Consider the following 15,687-nt stretch of genomic DNA (forward strand, 5'->3'; position numbering starts at 1 on the left):
CCTGTTTACTTTGAGGTTAAGTGCCTGGCTAAAAAAAATCAATAGTGGCTTACCAGATAAGTTACGTTAATCAAGTAGAAAAATGTCTCAAAAAATTGTTCGCGTTGGCGACATCGAATGCGGGACCGATGAGTTATTCCTCATCAGCGGCCCCTGCGTAATCGAAGACGAAAAAATTATGATGACCGTAGCCGAGCAACTCCGCGAAATTCAGGAGCGGCTGGGCATCAAAATCATCTATAAATCGTCCTTTCAGAAGGACAACCGGTCGAGCCTCAACTACTACAATGGCCCCGGTCTCGAAAAAGGCATTCAGGTGCTGGCTAAAGTGAAGGAGCAATTTGGCTTCCCGGTGCTGACCGATGTTCACTATCCCGACCAGTGTGCACCCGTAGCCGAAGTGGTCGATGTGATCCAGATTCCGGCTTATCTGTGTATGCAAACCATGTTGGTGACGGCTGCTGCCAAGACCGGCCGCGTCGTCAACGTCAAGCATGGGCAGTTTCTGGCACCGGAAAACATGAAGCATCCGGTCAAAAAAATCGAAGATTCGGGTAATGATCAGATCATTCTGACCGAGCGCGGCTACACCTTCGGCTATAACGATCTGGTGGTCGATCCCCGTTCGTTCTATCACATGGCCCGCACCAACTACCCGGTAGTGTTCGACGTAACGCACGCCATTCGGAAATACGGTATTCCGTCGGCCGATGCCAAAGGCGGTGCCCGCGAATACCTGCCCGTTCTGGCTCGCGCGGGTGTGGCTGCCGGTGTCGATGGCCTGTTTGTTGAAACGCATACCTGCCCGTCGGAAGCCCTTTGCGATGCTGCCAGCCAACTCGACATCCGTTACCTCGAAGAGTTCCTGAAACCGCTGCTCGAACTGCATGCCGTTGAGGTAAAATATCGGAATACACTTCCAGAACTGGCGTAAATTAAGTGAAGAATGAAGACCGGGCCACCGGTGCGGTCTTCATTCTTCACTACTTCAAATGATCGAACAAATCTTCACTGATCTGGGTGGGCAGTTTGTTACGCCTGCCGATGTACTTACTGAAAAACTGAAAACCATCCGGGCCATTGTGTTCGACTGGGACGGCGTTTTTAACGACGGTATCAAAACCGAAGCAGGGAGTAGTTCCTTTAGCGAAATCGATTCAATGGGTACAAACCTGCTTCGGTTTGGTTTTTGGCTGCATCATGGCGGCCAATTGCCTGCCGTGGCCATCGTTACCGGTGTCGACAATGCGCTGGCCGATAAACTGGTTGGCCGCGAACATTTTCATGCCTGTTATTCACAGGCTAAGAATAAAGTAGAGGTGTTGGCTCATTTTCTGGATCAGCACAAGCTGCAACCGCAGCAGGTGGCTTTTTTCTTCGATGATGCGCTCGATTTGTCGGTTGCCGAAGTGGCAGGTGTTCGAATCATGATTCGCCGGAAAGCTAATCCACTTTTTACCGATTATGTCATTCGCAACGGACATGTCGACTACATTACGGGTAATGAAAGTGGTCATTTTGCTGTTCGGGAAGGCTGTGAACTCATGCTGGGGCTGCTCGGTCAGTTCGAAACCGTCATGAACGAACGTCTGCGCTATCGCCCCGTTTACGATCAGTATTACCAGCAACGGCAAGCTATCGACCCCAGTTACTGGACCGTTGGCCCTACTGGACCGGAACCGAAATAAACATCCAGCATCCAGCGTCTACTATCTAGCATCTCATGATAATTGGTATTATACCCGCCCGTTATGGATCGACCCGTTTTCCGGGGAAGCCATTGGCTGATATTGGCGGTAAAACAATGATTCAGCGTGTTCTGGAGCAAGCCGAAAAGGCGCAATCTCTGGATAAAATAGTCGTAGCTACCGACGACGAACGAATTGCCGAAGAAGTTCGTCGGATTGGTGGCGAAGCCATAATGACGCGCACCGATCACCCAAGCGGAACCGACCGCTGTTGGGAGGCCTATAGTCATCTTATTGCAGAAGACGAACTCCGGGCAAAAGCATCAGACTATATTATCAATATTCAGGGCGACGAACCGTTTATCGATCCGGCTCAGATTGATGAGCTAGCGGCTATTCTGGATGGCACTGTTGAACTGGCTACGCAGATGGCCTCGGTCGATTCGGCCGAGATACTGCATGATCCTAAAGAAGCCAAAATTGTGATTAACGCTCAGAATGAAGTTTTATATTTCAGTCGGGCGGCTATTCCGCATCTGTGGGGGCTAGACCCGATGGTCTGGCATCTGCATCACAGCTATCATCGGCATGTCGGTTTATACGCGTACCGGGCCGATATTCTGGAAAAAATTACACTCCTGCCGCCTTCATCGCTCGAACGGGCTGAGTCGTTGGAACAGTTACGCTGGCTCGAAGCTGGCTATCGCATCAAGCTTGTTGAAACACAGTTTCAGACGCCAAGCGTCGATGATCCGATCGATATTGAAAAAGCACTGCGGGATATGGGACAACGTTGACAAAGCTCTCCGCTTTGTCAACGTTCATCTCGTGGGTTGCAATAGCTGCCTGACCGGTTTTGGCTGTGTCCAGATCTGATATTGAACCCGCGCCCAGATCAGGATACAGGGCACAGCTTTGATGTTATAAGGCTGAAAAAACTGCTCTTTCACGATATTGGGGAAAATATCGGTGGGCGATAGCGAGGTGAAAACAACTACCAGTGTTAGCAGAATACGATCCAGTGGCGTTGGCACGTCGAGTGTTATCCACCACAGAGCCACACCCGTCACGGCCAGCACATAGGTTGGCGATTCGGCCATTTTGTTGAAAACGATCATAAACAGCAGAAAGTAAGCGACCATCCGGCGTTGAAACAACCGATCCGACCAGAGGCTAAATCGCAGGAAGGGAAGCAGGAACAGCACAGCACCGACCGCTTCGATAATACGATAGTTGCTATCGGTTTTGGCCATACCGAACCAGGCCTGTGCAATTCCCATAACTGAGACCTGCAAGCCCAGTTTGCTGACAACGATCACATCGAACCATTCGCGGTATTCGGCCAGCAGGTGAGCGGGCGGAATCATGGTGAGCGGAGCAATAGCAAACAGAACAATCCAGCCAAGCATGGCCAGTATGAACTGCGGCTTTTTCGGATAGAACAGAAAAAATCCGGCTGCGGCCATACCATAAAACTTAATGAAGCCACAAAGCACAAAAAAGAAGGCCGCCTGCCAGACACGTTCGTTGCGAAGATGATAGAGACCCAGCAACATTGCCCCAACAATCAGGTTATTACTCTGTAGATTCTGAGCCGTAATAAGCGCTTCGAGGAAAATGATTAGCAGGGCCGTACGACGCTGTTTGGCTGGGTCGGGTTCATCGGATAGATAAAACCAGACGCCTGTTAGCAGTACCAGCGTGTTGAGTAAATTCCAGAGAATGATGCCCAGCCAGTCGGGTAAGTAATAAAATGGCCCCATCAGCCAGGCAAATGTCGGGCTATATTTGTAGTTGTCGAAATACAGATTGGGATGCAAGCCGTAAATGCTTTTGTCCAGAAGCAGGTTATGAAACGGCTTGGCAAACATCAGGTAATTGTTGTAATTACCATAACCCAGCAAGTAGTTCTGGACCGCTACCGCACAATAGGCAATAATATATAGCCATAATAAACGTCGGAGCGTCAGAAAATGAAGAACTCGTTGCAAAATCAGAGGAGAATAGGTTGTTACTTTCTGTAAAATTAATTAGAAGCCCCCTAACCCCCAAAGGGGGAAGTGCTGCCGCTTAGTTGCTGTCGCATTCGAATAGCTACCTTTGGCAGCAAAAGCTGGCGGCAGCACTTCCCCCTTTGGGGGTTAGGGGGCTTTTGGGGAGCTTTACTTTTTGCTTATGTCATCTCATCATATTGTCCGCGAAAAACAGGAACCCGCTTTGTTGATCGCCAATGGCGAAGCCTGCCAGCCCGACCTATTGGGGCAGCTACTGGAATGGAGCCCAACGGTGGTTGTGCTCGATAGCGCCATCTGGCGGGTGCTCGAACTGGGCATTAAGGTCGATGTACTGCTGGGTGATTTCGACCGCCAACTGGATCTCGACACAATTCGTGAACAACAATATCCACTGGAAATTGTGCACACCCCCGATCAGGACAAGACCGACCTCGATAAGGGGATTGAATACCTGATTGAACAGGGCTATCCGGCAGTCAATATAGTCTGGGCAACCGGTCGGCGGGCCGATCATAGCCTGACCAACATGACCAATATTGTTCGGTATAAAAATCAGATTCGGATCGTGATGATCGATGATCATTCCCGGATTTTTCCGCTGGTTGGCCATTTCGAAAAATGGTACGAAGCCGGAACGTCCATTTCGCTGATTCCGGTCGGTACCGTAGCCGGGTTTACGTCGGAAGGCTTGAAATATAATCTTCAGGACGCCACCCTCAAGCTGGGCTACCGTACCAGTAGCAGCAATGAAGTTGCCGAAGACGGTTTTGTGCGAATTGAAGCCAAAACCGGCGACCTGCTGATTATGGAATGCTGGGATTAGCCGACATCATGTCTTCGAATGCTTCCAGAACGGCCGGTTCAATGGCTCCATTGAAATGAGCCCGGCCATGACACAGCGTAACATCGGCGTGTAGCTGGTCGTGCCAGAGTGTTTCGTTGGCTTTGTAGTCGGGGGTGAATGGGTCGTTGTCAGAAATAACCACCTTGCGGGAAGCCGACCGATTGGCGATAGCCTGATAGGGCAGTGTAGCATTGTTGAGCCAGGGGTCGAGTGTACTCCAGGACTTTACGACGTTGATCCAGGCTGCTACGAACAGCAAGCCGCCAATTTTTAGCCCCGGATCGGTTTCGATTTTCGTTGCCAGAAACCGAATTACAGCCTGACAGCCAACACTATGCGCAATAAAATAGGTGGATGGGGTGAGTTGATCAATTTGGCTGAACAGGTACTGGGCAGATTCTGCAATATTGGGTTGGTGCCAGTTTGGCATCTTTAATCGGATAATCGAAATACCATGCCGGTTCTGAATTTCTTTATCAATCCAGTCATACCAGTCGGAGTAGATGGTTCCGCCCCATCGGGGAACAAGGTAAACGGTTGGTTGTGTGGCCATAGGAGGTAGTTATAACGCTGATCGAAGTGGAGTCGCTGGAAGTCCGTTGATTCGGCTAGCAATTTAGCCCGGATTCGTTCAAGTTTCCGATTAAAATCAACCTGTGGTAGTAATTGTAACCAGGAGCAAAGTAGTAGAACAATCCAGTAGGGACGAATAAACCGCTGCCAGATTATAGATTGTGACCCTATCCAGATCAATCCGGCAGCTAGTATACAAAAAGTAAACGGGGCCATGAGCCGCAGATTAGGCCCAGCATAAGGACTCACAATTCGGATCGAAAAGAGAACCAGTAAATAGGTTACTCCTGTCAGAAAGAACAAACGGCTTACAGGAGGGATGCTTGTTAAACTGGTTAAAGCACGGATTTTATTAGAAAATCGCTCGTAAAAAATGGCAAATAGAACGAGTTGAATGATCATGCCTAGCCAGGCTAGTTGGTTCGATTCATTGGGAAGAAAATCCCGGATGAGTAACCATTCATTCAGCAATGCCCGACCGAACAACCAGCTCAGTTCATGAACTGAGCTGGTTAGAAAAAAGCGTTCTCCACCATACATAGAATCCGATAGCCGATAGTTTAGCCAGAAATAGAAACCCATTCCAGCTATTCCCAGACATGAAATTACCAATAAACGCCCGTAAATAGTTCTACTGGTCGAAATGTCTGGCCAATTCCGAAGCCATTTTGGGGAGATCCAAATGAGCAATCCGAGGCAACCTAAAAGCCCGAATGTATACCCCCCCATATATCGTATCAGAAACAACAGATAACCCTTTCCCCAAAGAAGGCCTGAACGCCCGCCTGATGGTTGCTCGAGAAATAGGTGTAATTGCCAGACCCATTCGGCCAGCAGGATTAAGAACAGGGTTTCGGACCATGTATAGGCCAGAATTTTCAGAAAACTACCCAGCCACCATACTGATAGTAGCCAAAATGATCGATTGATGCTTAGTCGACGAACCCATAGCCATGCAGAAAAACACAAGGCCAGATAGTTAACCAGTTTCGATGCGATCAATACCGAAACGCCAGTCAGTGCCGAAAGCAGAGCTATGAGGGCAGAGTAACCAATGGGGAAAACACCATTCCAGACCAGATGCCGGTCTTCCTGAAAGCGGTAGCCCTGTCCCGTTAAGAGACTTGTGGCCGATTGCAGATAATAACCCGAGTCAATACTGGTAAAATGATTGGGGTTGATCAGGATTAAACCTGCGATAAGTAAACCTGTTACGCCTAATGCTGCTGAAATCAGGTATGAGTTTTTCATCGATTCAGGATGATTCGGCCTTTCAACTGAGCATCAGTAGTCAGGAGGAAGTCGGCCCCAAGAATTTTGTAAACATATACTCCTGATGGCAGGTTGCTGCCGGTATCGGAAGTGCCATCCCAGAACCATTCATTTAAACCGATTCGTGTTGAACCTCCCAGTGTTCGGACAATATGTCCCATAAGGTCGCTTATTTGTACCGATAGATTGTCAGGTGGATTTTTACCCGATATGGTAATGTGAACAGAAGTTTGGTAGTTAAACGGATTTGGGTAAGCGCCCGTAGATACTACTTCTGGCTGATTTTTGACGGTAAAATGAATTTGATAGGGGGCTGACCGATTACCACTTAGATCATTACCAATGGCTTCAAAAGCATAAACGCCATCTGCCAGGGGTTGGTCTGGCTGATAGCTTAACCGGAATGCATTATCGGCTCCGGCGGCTGTCCAGTGTACGCGCTGCCCAAGCAGGCTTAAGCGCTTATATGGACATGAACCTGTAGGGCAGGGGCTTTGAAGGTAGAGTTCCAGGCCCGTCGTATCGGTTCGTAGCAGTGTTTTGTTTTCGTCCTGCAAAAGAATATCGATAACGGGTTGTGCCGATACAATGTCACCGTCCTTAATGCGTTTGCCATCGAATGCTACTTCAATACCAGGAGGAATCTGATCGGGTGTAAATGGGAGATGGCTGCTCTGGTCACCGGTGTTGATTTCGGCTTTGTTATTCGTTTTTCGGATTTCTGGAATTGTGTTGTCAGGGTCGATAACAAGCTCAAAAAACTGAGTGCCTAAAGTAGTACGGTCATTTGGGAATTTCCACTGTAGCGTATCGGCATAAAATGGAGCCGACAGAATAAAGCGTTGTTCACGAATAAGCTGCCCATTGGCCATATAACGTCTGATACGGATCGGGAGGGGTTGGTTCGCTACTCGTCCATAATTGACCACCACTCCCGAAATAACAACCGAATCGGACTGGGTTGTTAGCGTGTCGCCATGAGTGTCGCTTACTGCTAAGCTGCCTGTTGCAAAAGCGAAATCCGCCTTCGGGAAGGGGAAAACACTGACGGCAGGGTCGCCCTGCAAGGTCACCTGTTGCGAGGTGGTAATGTCGTATATAGAGGTGTTTTTGGCCAGATTTCGTCGGATGGCTTCCTGATGAAGATAGGCGACCGGACGGCTCACATAATTGCTATCGGTCAGCAGGCTATACAACTGATCGGAGAGGTTTTTAAGGGCAAACGGAAAGCCATTGTATGTATGAGCCAGAAACAATATGGCACCGCGGTCAGGGGTTAAAATCCAATCGGCACCAAAAGTAGGACGCCCGAAGTAAAAATTACCGGCAGCACAGCCATTGGCCAGCAGAAAAGGATAGCGGCCTTTGTTCCGATAGCCAAGACGGTCGTCGCTGACAAATCCAATATCGACATCGGCTACATCCAGACTTGAATGCCCGAACATGGAAATCATGCTCACACCCCGGTTAATTTGATCGACAACGGATAGGGTTTCTACGGGATTGTCGGTCTGTTTCGATAGCGTAGTGACCTTTGCACCAACATATTGACTTTCAATAATTGCTTTAAAGCTATCGGTGAAACTTCGAAACGCCTGCAATTCGTACAAATTTGCTCCGCCACTCAAATGGAGTATATCCTTGCGCCACAGGGCTGGCTCTGTTGTGTTTTCATGTTCTTTCACCTTGTTCAGATAATCCAGCACCTGCTGCGATTTTGATGCATTCAGACGCCCAATCGGCATAGCTGGTACATCAGTCGGTTGCCCATTTAACCCCTGTACCAATCCCAGATCAGAACCCGGCCAGCCTGCATTAGGTACCAGATCGAGCAGGGGGCCATTTGAGTTTTTACGAATTCCCTGTGGGTCGCGCGATTGCCCAATCAGAAATAAAAATTTATGTGTTGAGCCTCCGTTGCGCAGCATATAATCGGCAAATCGGCGGATAGCCAGGGCATGACGTTCGCCATAGCTGAACTGGTCAAAAAGCTGATCGATAGTTACCGTCAGGGTATCATAACCACCTCCTGCTTCAGATGCGCGATACGAAGCATAGGCTCGAACCGGATCGGTTTCGTTACCTATTGGCTGCCGAAGAGACGAATGGGTAACGATAAGGTAGTTGGGCTTTAAGGCATCTATTTGCCGGAAAAAAACAGGCTTTATTGCTAGAACAGATTGCGGTTTTTTAACGGCTAACAGTGTCTGGGTAAACTGTGTGTTGGAAATGATACCCTGCCAGTGTCCCGCCGAAAGCTGACCATTTATTCGTGACGGGTTTATGGGATCCGTAATATTAAAAATACGGCTTGTATTGCCAGCATTGCCTAGATCCAGCCAGGAACGGCCTGCCACGTTCGTGTTTAAACGAAGGATTTTCTGTGAGGCTGTACCAAATTCTGTACGTTGAGGATATTGTAATTTTAGGTAGGATACCGACACTTCTTCGCCTGTTTCCTGCGGTTGTATAGTTAGAATAATCGTTCCTGCTACCGAGATGTCGCTGGTTGTCAGTTCTGTTTCGAATTGATCTGTATTATAATTTTTGAACTGGGTGCTCGTGAGCGTACGGAAAGTAGTTGGCGATGCTCCCGCCAGATAATTAACCCGATGATTGGCAGGGTTTCGGCCAACCACTAGAAAACTAGCTCGTGGATTTATTCCGTTGATTGATATGAAATTTGCGAGCGTAAAGGTTTGATCATACCGATCGTTTGTTTTGACGACTGGTCCCGTCCAGCCTTCGCCAACATCATAACTAGTGAGAATAGCTCCATTTTCGTAGTTGGCTCCGATGGGATAAATATTACCAGCCGGATAGGTTTGGGTAAACACGCGTAATTCTTCTTCCCAGTGGTAGGCTTCGGGCGTAAGGTTCGTAAAGTTAGTATCCGAATAGGTTGCCATTCGCCTGCCGGGCTTACCGTCGAGCCGCCAGGTCAGAAAATAGGCCGTCGTGTCGCTGAAAAGGCTGTAGTATTTATGCGGTTGGGCGCTGGCTGGCCGGTATAGGAGTGAATCCTGAGTACCATCGTTACCTCGCCCATAAAACTCCAGAAAATCGCCCGCGTCGAATCGTTTGTCGGCTTCACCTTCAACATAAATGGCCTGTTCCACACCCCGATGGAAGAGCTGGACGGTGGTAGGGTCAAGTTGACTGACAGGAACCCCCGCTTTTTGCAATTCGGTTGTTGTGATGCGATATAAACTAGTTTGGGCAACGGGAATCTTAAAATAGGTCTGGCTAAAGTTAATCCATTCATTACCAATAGGCAGAGGCTGAGCCTCAAGGCCAATACTACTTAGTACGCCAGCGAGCAAGACAAGTAAGTTACGGAACATATGGTATTCAAAATGACGGTAAGGTTGCCGGGGGCTTCGATTAGAGAAATGGGTTTATGACTCTAGTAACTGAATAAAGTTTTGGTAGCGAAAGAGACTTTTAGTATGAGGAAAGACTTTTGACGGATACCAGGCCGATGAGTAGCTTTAGTTCACGGATTATTTTTTAATACGACTTACAAGAGCTACTGATTTAGCAATCGTAACATGAACTACAAATTCGGACTGTTAGGCGCAGTACTCCCCCTGCTCTATACAATAGACTGGCGGCCTTTTTCAGACTGCCCGAAAACGCCCATACAAGCCATTCAACAAGATATGCCTGAACATAATCCGATGACTGGCAAGGCCGAGCGCCGGAAAGAGCTGTATCAATTGCTCGGAAAACTCCCCAACCGAAACCGGCCTATAACGGTAACCCTTATCGACAAACAGGAAACCGATGAGCTGATTATCGAAAAATTGTTGCTCGACCTGAACGGTATCGAACAGGTACCGGCCTATTTTACAAGACCGAAACAGCAAACTGGCAAAGTACCGGTCGTTTTGTTTAATCATTCGCATTTTGGGCAGTACGACGTTGGGAAGGAAGAATTTGTGCGCGGACGGCCCGAAATGCAGAAACCTCCCTATGCACTGGCATTGGCACGGGCAGGCTATGCCGGTTTATGCATCGATAGCTGGTGCTTTGGCGAACGACGCGCACGGGGCGAAACCGATACCTTTAAAGAAATGCTCTGGCATGGACAGGTATTGTGGGGAATGATGGTCTACGACAACCTGCGGGCGCTGGATTATCTGCAAACCCGACCCGAAATCGATCCGGCCCGAATCGCAACAATGGGTATGTCGATGGGAAGTACGATGGCCTGGTGGCTGGCGGCCCTCGACGAGCGCATAAAGGTTTGTGTCGATCTGTGTTGTCTGACCGATTATCAGTCGCTTATTGCCGCCAAAGGGCTAGGGCTGCATGGCATTTATTACTACGTTCCCGATCTGCTGAATCATTTTACAACGTCGGAAATCAATGGCCTTATTTCGCCACGACCGCATTTTGGACTGGCCGGGCGCTTCGACCCGCTGACGCCTTTGGATGGGCTGGCAAAAATCGATAAAAACCTGAAAGCGATATATGAACAGGATGGAGCGCCGGATGCCTGGCAACTGCGGATATATGAGGTAGGCCATCTGGAAACAGCCGCCATGCGAGCCGATATACTGGCTTTCTTTACAAAATGGTTGTGAATGGAGCGACGTTTTTGAGCCGCTTTACTCTAAATCTATGTCTATAATCGTGTTTTAATAAGCCATTTTGGCCCGGAATGAGTTTAGAAACTACGTACCTGCCACCTGTCAAGGGCAATTGATGTTAATAGCTGCTTTGTCATGGAGAAGTCGCCCAACAACGAAAAGAAACTAGCCAGCCAATCCGAACAGGCTGTCGATCGGCAACCAAAAAGCGGTGCTCGGCCAGCACAGGGAGGAGATTCGGCCCAGGATCATTATAATCCGCAGGGCAAACCCAATGCCGACAGGCAAATCGTACCGGCACCCGATACCGTTGGCGCAAAACATACATTCCCTATTCTGGCTCAACCGCCTGAAATATTGACGGGCCTTCGGGTCGATCAACCATCCGAAATAGCCGCCGGAGTGCCTGCTGTACTGAAATCGGGGGCATTTGCCTGGCGTGAGGGCGGAATTGGCCGGGGGACTCATGCACTGCTGAAGCTCAATCAGAAAGATGGTTTCGACTGCTCGTCCTGTGCCTGGCCCGATCCGGATGGACACCGCTCGGTTGCCGAATTTTGCGAAAACGGAGCCAAAGCTACGGCCTCCGATGCTGATACCCGACGTGCTGATCCGGAATTTTTTGCCAAACATAGCGTTGTCGAGCTGTCGCATATGACCGACCGGGATCTGAATAATGCCGGGCGTCTGACACATCCGCTGGTGCTGCGATCAGGAGATAGCCATTATCGGTCCATAACGTGGGAAGATGCGTTTCGGCTCGTTGCCGATGAACTGAATGCCCTTCAATCGCCCGATGAAGCTGTTTTTTATACATCGGGTAAAGTACCCAACGAGCCTGCTTATCTGTACCAACTCTTTGTGCGGCAGTTCGGTACCAACAACCTGCCCGATTGCTCTAATATGTGCCACGAAAGCAGTGGCTCGGCCCTGAGTCCTACATTGGGACTTGGCAAAGGGTCCGTTACGCTCAACGATATCCATGAGGCTGATGTGATTATCATTATGGGGCAGAATCCGGGAACGAATCACCCTCGGATGCTGACCGCCCTACAGATAGCCAAGCGTAAAGGGGCAAAAATCATAGCTGTCAATCCCTTGCATGAAACGGGCCTTACCCGGTTCAAAAACCCGCAGGATTTTATGAACCCCATCAAAGCAGTGGGGACGCTATTAGGGCATGGTACGCCCATTGCCGACCTGTTTCTGCAGGTGAAAATAAACGGCGATATGGCCGTATTGCGGGGCATTATGAAGCACCTGCTGGCTGCCGAAGAAAAAGCCCCCGGCACGGTTGTCGATCAGGCATTTATCCAGCAATATACCGCCCATTACGACGAATTTGTGGCCGTTATTCGCAACACCGCCTGGGAAGACATTGAGCAGATGAGTGGCATCTCACGCGCACAATTGCTCGAAGCGGCAAACCTGATTGCGCCTAAACAGAAGATCATTACCTGCTGGGCAATGGGACTTACCCAGCAGAAAAATGGGGTGATGAGCATTCAGGAAATTGTGAATATGCATCTTCTCAAAGGCGCTATCGGTATTCCGGGCGCGGGTGTTTGTCCCGTTCGTGGCCACTCGAATGTGCAGGGCGACCGCACAATGGGAATCTGGGAAAAACCGAAAAAAGAATTTCTGGATGCACTGGCGAACGAATATGCCTTTGAGCCACCCCGCGACCATGGACTGGATACCGTCGACTCTATCAAAGCCATGCACAAGGGAAAAATCAAGGTATTTGTGAGCATGGGCGGGAATCTTCTGTCGGCAGGTCCCGATACGGAATTTACCGCCGAATCTATGCGGAAACTCCGGCTTACGGCTTTTGTGAGCACTAAACTGAACCGAGGGCATCTAACCACGGGTTCTACATCGCTGATTTTACCCTGCCTGGCTCACCTCGATATTGATCGGCAAACGTCGGGGCAGCAGTTTACATCCTGCGAAAATTCAATGGGTGTTGTCGGTCAGAGCAAAGGTGCATTGGAACCGCTGGAAGGCGAAATGCGTAGCGAAGTGGCGATTATCTGCGGTATGGCAAAAGCAACACTGGGCAAACGCAGTACCGTTGATTGGGATAGCTATACCGCAAACTATGACCGTATTCGTGACGATATTAGCCGGGTAATTCCCGGTTTTGAAGACTTCAATACAAAGATTCGCCAGCCGGGAGGCTTCTATCTGCCTAACGGTCCGCGTGAGCGCACGTTTAAGACCGAAAACGGGAAAGCCAATTTTTCCATTACGGATATGGTCATGCATCATCTGGAGCCTGATCAACTGGTGCTGATGACCATTCGTAGCCACGATCAGTTCAATACAACCGTTTATGATTACAATGATCGGTATCGGGGTATTCATGGCGAACGGCGTATTGTGTTTATGAACCCGCAGGACATGGTTGGGCGCAGTATTGGAGAACGTCAGCTGGTGAACATTACGAGCCATTATGAAGGGCAAACCCGAACAATGGAACGGGTGATTGCCATTCCTTACAACATTCCGAAAGGGAATACGGCCGCCTATTTTCCGGAAGCTAACGTATTAGTGCCAGTAGCGAGCGTTGCCGATAGGAGCAATACACCAACATCAAAATTTGTGATTGTTACCATAGAACCCGTCGCTGAAACCGTAATGGCCTAGGCAATGGCTTGTTTTGGTAAGTATACGTTATGCAAGTCAGGCTGATAATAATACGATGATCTTCTTCCAGACCATTGTCTGGCACTGATAGTGTCAATAGCAGTTTGTGACCCAGCGTGGTTTTAGTGACCGCTCATCTCCCAAAGATGATTAAAATCAGCGTAATATCTGCTGATTGATAAGGCGAAACGTTTGAAAAATAACGACTTTTGCGTCGTCAGGGTGTCAGTTAGATTCCTACCACTAACTACCAGAGATAAGCCCTGGGCATCCGTATTCTAACTAATCATCAAAACTATGAAAACGATTATTAACTGGACGGCTGTTCTTTTTCTTAGCATGTGGTTTATGGCGTGCAGTTCAACAACTGCCCCGAATGAAACGGTTGAAAAAGCATTTACGAAAAAATTTGGCAATGTAGAGTCTGTAAAATGGACGCACAATGCCGACTATTCATACGCCCATTTTACGCAGGATGGCAAGGCGGTGGTTGCAGTATTTGGCAACGATGGGCAGTATATTGAAACTGATGCCGCCAAACCGGTCAATTAGTCATTAAGAAATCGTTACTTCGCTAATCGATTGACGCATAAGCCCTGATCGACTCTGCAACGAGTTGCAGAGTCGATCAGGGCTTGTTTCGTTCGTAAATCCTGCCGGTTGGTGCAGGCTCGAATACATTTTCATGAATCAGTGAGCATGGCCATGCTCTTCTCCGCTGGCTGCTTTTAACTGCGACAGTACCGTAAAGGCACCCTTCAGCACTACCTGCGCTTTGGCAGGATCAAGACTGGCCGGTAAGGTAACCTCCGAAAAACCGGCTTCGGTTACTCCCCGCCGAACAGGAATACGACGAAACGTGGTTCCGTGCGGCTCCGGTTGGCTTGTTTTAGGGTCGTGTTCATCGTCAGTATGGCCAGCTTTACCTTCCTCGTGCTCGTCGGGGATTTCTTCGTCGGTTACTACAAAAATGTAGTCTTTGCCTTCGGCTGAAACAATGGCTTCTTCCGGTAAGGCCGTTACTCGACTGTTGCCCAGATCCAGACTGGCTTTCAGAAAGGTATTAGGGGCTAACTGCGAATCGGGTCGATCGAGTCGGGCTACAACCCGAACCGATCGATCGGTATCGATAGCGCGGTTGATGTAAGTAATCTGTCCCATTCGCTCTTTGGTTCTTTCGTTGTTGAGTCGAATACTTACCCGCTGGCCTTCCCGCAGCCGGGGCAGGTCTTTTTCAAATACCGTTAACTCAGCATAAAGCCCTTCATTACTGGTGATTTGGGCAATAACATCGCTAGGTTGTACATAGCCACCCGCCGTAGCCGTTACATCAGTAATAACTCCACTTACCGGGGCCGTTATCGTATACTGGCTACTGAATTTGCCGGTTAGCGCTGCCTGCGGAGAAAGGCCCACGAGCCGAAGCCGGTGGGCCAGCCCATTGACGCGGGCGCGGGTAGCATGCAGATCGGCGGTTGTTTGCTGTAATACCTTTAACGCACTGATATTTTCCCGGCTAAGTTCCTGCTGTCGGGCAAATTCGGCTTCCAGATATGTAAGCCGGCTACTGGTTTCGGCATAGTCCTGTTGAATCTGGATCAGGTCGGGGTTTTCGATGCGGGCCAGAAGCTGCCCTTTTCGAACGGGCTGGCCAACAAGCAAAGGCAGGCTACGGACAAAACCACCCAATAGAGCTGTAATTGTCTGCTGACTCTGAGCCGGTACCGCCAGCCGACCATTCACCTGTAGCAATTGGCCCAGATTGCGGTACTCGACTTTTCCCAGCCTAACACCACCAATCCGGATCTGATCGGAGGTTAACTCAACCCGGTCATCCGGTGTTTCTGCGTGTTTATGGTCTGGGGCTTTGTTGGGCGCTTTCTCTGTTGTAGAATCGTTGCCAGGCTGGCAGGAGGCTCCCTGTAGCAGGAGTAATAAACAGACAATAACCGCCCAGCCGCTACAGGGAGCGTTGGATGCTACATCGTTGAGCCGCGGGTGATTTCTGAAAAATAATAGGTTCATAGAGGAGTAAGGATGCCTGGATCGTA

General features: G+C 49.2%; 12 protein-coding genes. 7 read left to right on the forward strand and 5 right to left on the reverse strand.

The features are described from left to right. The first annotated feature begins 82 nt into the window (after nucleotides 1–82). Genes kdsA through kdsB form a run of 3 tightly spaced genes read left to right on the forward strand, consistent with a single transcriptional unit; the run spans nucleotide 83 to nucleotide 2,485 of the window. Nucleotides 83–934 (forward strand): 3-deoxy-8-phosphooctulonate synthase, encoded by an 852-nt coding sequence (gene kdsA / locus WBJ53_RS09685; RefSeq protein ID WP_338875890.1) that lies wholly within the window; start codon nucleotides 83–85, stop codon nucleotides 932–934. A gap of 58 nt (nucleotides 935–992) precedes the next feature. Next, nucleotides 993–1,688 (forward strand): phosphatase, encoded by a 696-nt coding sequence (locus WBJ53_RS09690; RefSeq protein WP_338875891.1) that lies wholly within the window; start codon nucleotides 993–995, stop codon nucleotides 1,686–1,688. Between the two features lie 35 nt (nucleotides 1,689–1,723). Next, on the forward strand, nucleotides 1,724–2,485 hold the full coding sequence (kdsB, locus tag WBJ53_RS09695; protein WP_338875892.1) for a 3-deoxy-manno-octulosonate cytidylyltransferase: 762 nt from the start codon (nucleotides 1,724–1,726) through the stop codon (nucleotides 2,483–2,485). Nucleotides 2,486–2,509: 24 nt separating this feature from the next. Here the strand turns inward: kdsB and WBJ53_RS09700 are convergent, their stop codons facing one another. Next, nucleotides 2,510–3,679 (reverse strand): glycosyltransferase family 87 protein, encoded by a 1,170-nt coding sequence (locus tag WBJ53_RS09700; RefSeq protein WP_338875893.1) that lies wholly within the window; start codon nucleotides 3,677–3,679, stop codon nucleotides 2,510–2,512. Nucleotides 3,680–3,863: 184 nt separating this feature from the next. Between WBJ53_RS09700 and WBJ53_RS09705 the strand changes: the two genes are divergently transcribed. Continuing rightward, nucleotides 3,864–4,526: a thiamine diphosphokinase gene (locus WBJ53_RS09705; protein WP_338875894.1), complete on the forward strand. Its 663-nt coding sequence runs from the start codon at nucleotides 3,864–3,866 to the stop codon at nucleotides 4,524–4,526. Here the strand turns inward: WBJ53_RS09705 and WBJ53_RS09710 are convergent. The 3 genes from WBJ53_RS09710 to WBJ53_RS09720 are packed head-to-tail and all read right to left on the reverse strand — an operon-like array spanning nucleotide 4,507 to nucleotide 9,736. Beyond that, complete coding sequence (locus WBJ53_RS09710) at nucleotides 4,507–5,052, reverse strand: alpha/beta hydrolase (protein ID WP_338877174.1); 546 nt, start codon at nucleotides 5,050–5,052, stop codon at nucleotides 4,507–4,509. The two genes, WBJ53_RS09705 and WBJ53_RS09710, sit on opposite strands and share 20 nt — an antisense overlap. Continuing rightward, nucleotides 4,980–6,371 (reverse strand): hypothetical protein, encoded by a 1,392-nt coding sequence (locus tag WBJ53_RS09715; protein WP_338875895.1) that lies wholly within the window; start codon nucleotides 6,369–6,371, stop codon nucleotides 4,980–4,982. Before WBJ53_RS09715 ends, WBJ53_RS09710 begins: the two co-directional genes overlap by 73 nt. Continuing rightward, nucleotides 6,368–9,736 carry a C25 family cysteine peptidase gene (locus WBJ53_RS09720; protein ID WP_338875896.1) on the reverse strand — a complete coding sequence of 1,123 codons (3,369 nt, stop codon included), beginning with the start codon at nucleotides 9,734–9,736 and terminating at the stop codon, nucleotides 6,368–6,370. Before WBJ53_RS09720 ends, WBJ53_RS09715 begins: the two co-directional genes overlap by 4 nt. A gap of 207 nt (nucleotides 9,737–9,943) precedes the next feature. Between WBJ53_RS09720 and WBJ53_RS09725 the strand changes: the two genes are divergently transcribed. The 3 genes from WBJ53_RS09725 to WBJ53_RS09735 all read left to right on the forward strand — a co-directional run bounded on the left by WBJ53_RS09725 (nucleotide 9,944) and on the right by WBJ53_RS09735 (nucleotide 14,188). Beyond that, on the forward strand, nucleotides 9,944–10,981 hold the full coding sequence (locus WBJ53_RS09725) for a dienelactone hydrolase family protein (RefSeq protein ID WP_338875897.1): 1,038 nt from the start codon (nucleotides 9,944–9,946) through the stop codon (nucleotides 10,979–10,981). Nucleotides 10,982–11,122: 141 nt separating this feature from the next. Next, nucleotides 11,123–13,636, forward strand: coding sequence for an FdhF/YdeP family oxidoreductase (locus WBJ53_RS09730; RefSeq protein ID WP_338875898.1), 2,514 nt, complete (start codon nucleotides 11,123–11,125; stop codon nucleotides 13,634–13,636). A gap of 297 nt (nucleotides 13,637–13,933) precedes the next feature. Then, nucleotides 13,934–14,188, forward strand: coding sequence for a hypothetical protein (locus WBJ53_RS09735; protein ID WP_338875899.1), 255 nt, complete (start codon nucleotides 13,934–13,936; stop codon nucleotides 14,186–14,188). A 138-nt stretch (nucleotides 14,189–14,326) separates the two neighbouring features. Here the strand turns inward: WBJ53_RS09735 and WBJ53_RS09740 are convergent, their stop codons facing one another. After that, the gene (locus tag WBJ53_RS09740) at nucleotides 14,327–15,661 is read right to left on the reverse strand and encodes an efflux RND transporter periplasmic adaptor subunit (protein WP_338875900.1); all 1,335 of its coding nucleotides are present in this window, start codon (nucleotides 15,659–15,661) and stop codon (nucleotides 14,327–14,329) included. Between the last annotated feature and the right edge of the window lie 26 nt (nucleotides 15,662–15,687).

It is taken from the genome of Spirosoma sp. SC4-14 (genome assembly GCF_037201965.1).
In the GTDB taxonomy this organism is placed as follows: Bacteria; Bacteroidota; Bacteroidia; order Cytophagales; family Spirosomataceae; genus Spirosoma.

Excerpts from the sequence above, each read along its gene's own strand:
- WBJ53_RS09705 (WP_338875894.1), top strand. The coding sequence starts at position 3,864 with ATGTCATCTCATCATATTGTCCGCGAAAAACAGGAACCCGCTTTGTTG.
- WBJ53_RS09735 (WP_338875899.1), top strand. The coding sequence starts at position 13,934 with ATGAAAACGATTATTAACTGGACGGCTGTTCTTTTTCTTAGCATGTGG.
- WBJ53_RS09720 (WP_338875896.1), bottom strand. The coding sequence starts at position 9,736 with ATGTTCCGTAACTTACTTGTCTTGCTCGCTGGCGTACTAAGTAGTATT.
- kdsB (WP_338875892.1), top strand. The coding sequence starts at position 1,724 with ATGATAATTGGTATTATACCCGCCCGTTATGGATCGACCCGTTTTCCG.
- WBJ53_RS09715 (WP_338875895.1), bottom strand. The coding sequence starts at position 6,371 with ATGAAAAACTCATACCTGATTTCAGCAGCATTAGGCGTAACAGGTTTA.
- WBJ53_RS09730 (WP_338875898.1), top strand. The coding sequence starts at position 11,123 with ATGGAGAAGTCGCCCAACAACGAAAAGAAACTAGCCAGCCAATCCGAA.
- kdsA (WP_338875890.1), top strand. The coding sequence starts at position 83 with ATGTCTCAAAAAATTGTTCGCGTTGGCGACATCGAATGCGGGACCGAT.
- WBJ53_RS09725 (WP_338875897.1), top strand. The coding sequence starts at position 9,944 with ATGAACTACAAATTCGGACTGTTAGGCGCAGTACTCCCCCTGCTCTAT.
- WBJ53_RS09690 (WP_338875891.1), top strand. The coding sequence starts at position 993 with ATGATCGAACAAATCTTCACTGATCTGGGTGGGCAGTTTGTTACGCCT.
- WBJ53_RS09740 (WP_338875900.1), bottom strand. The coding sequence starts at position 15,661 with ATGAACCTATTATTTTTCAGAAATCACCCGCGGCTCAACGATGTAGCA.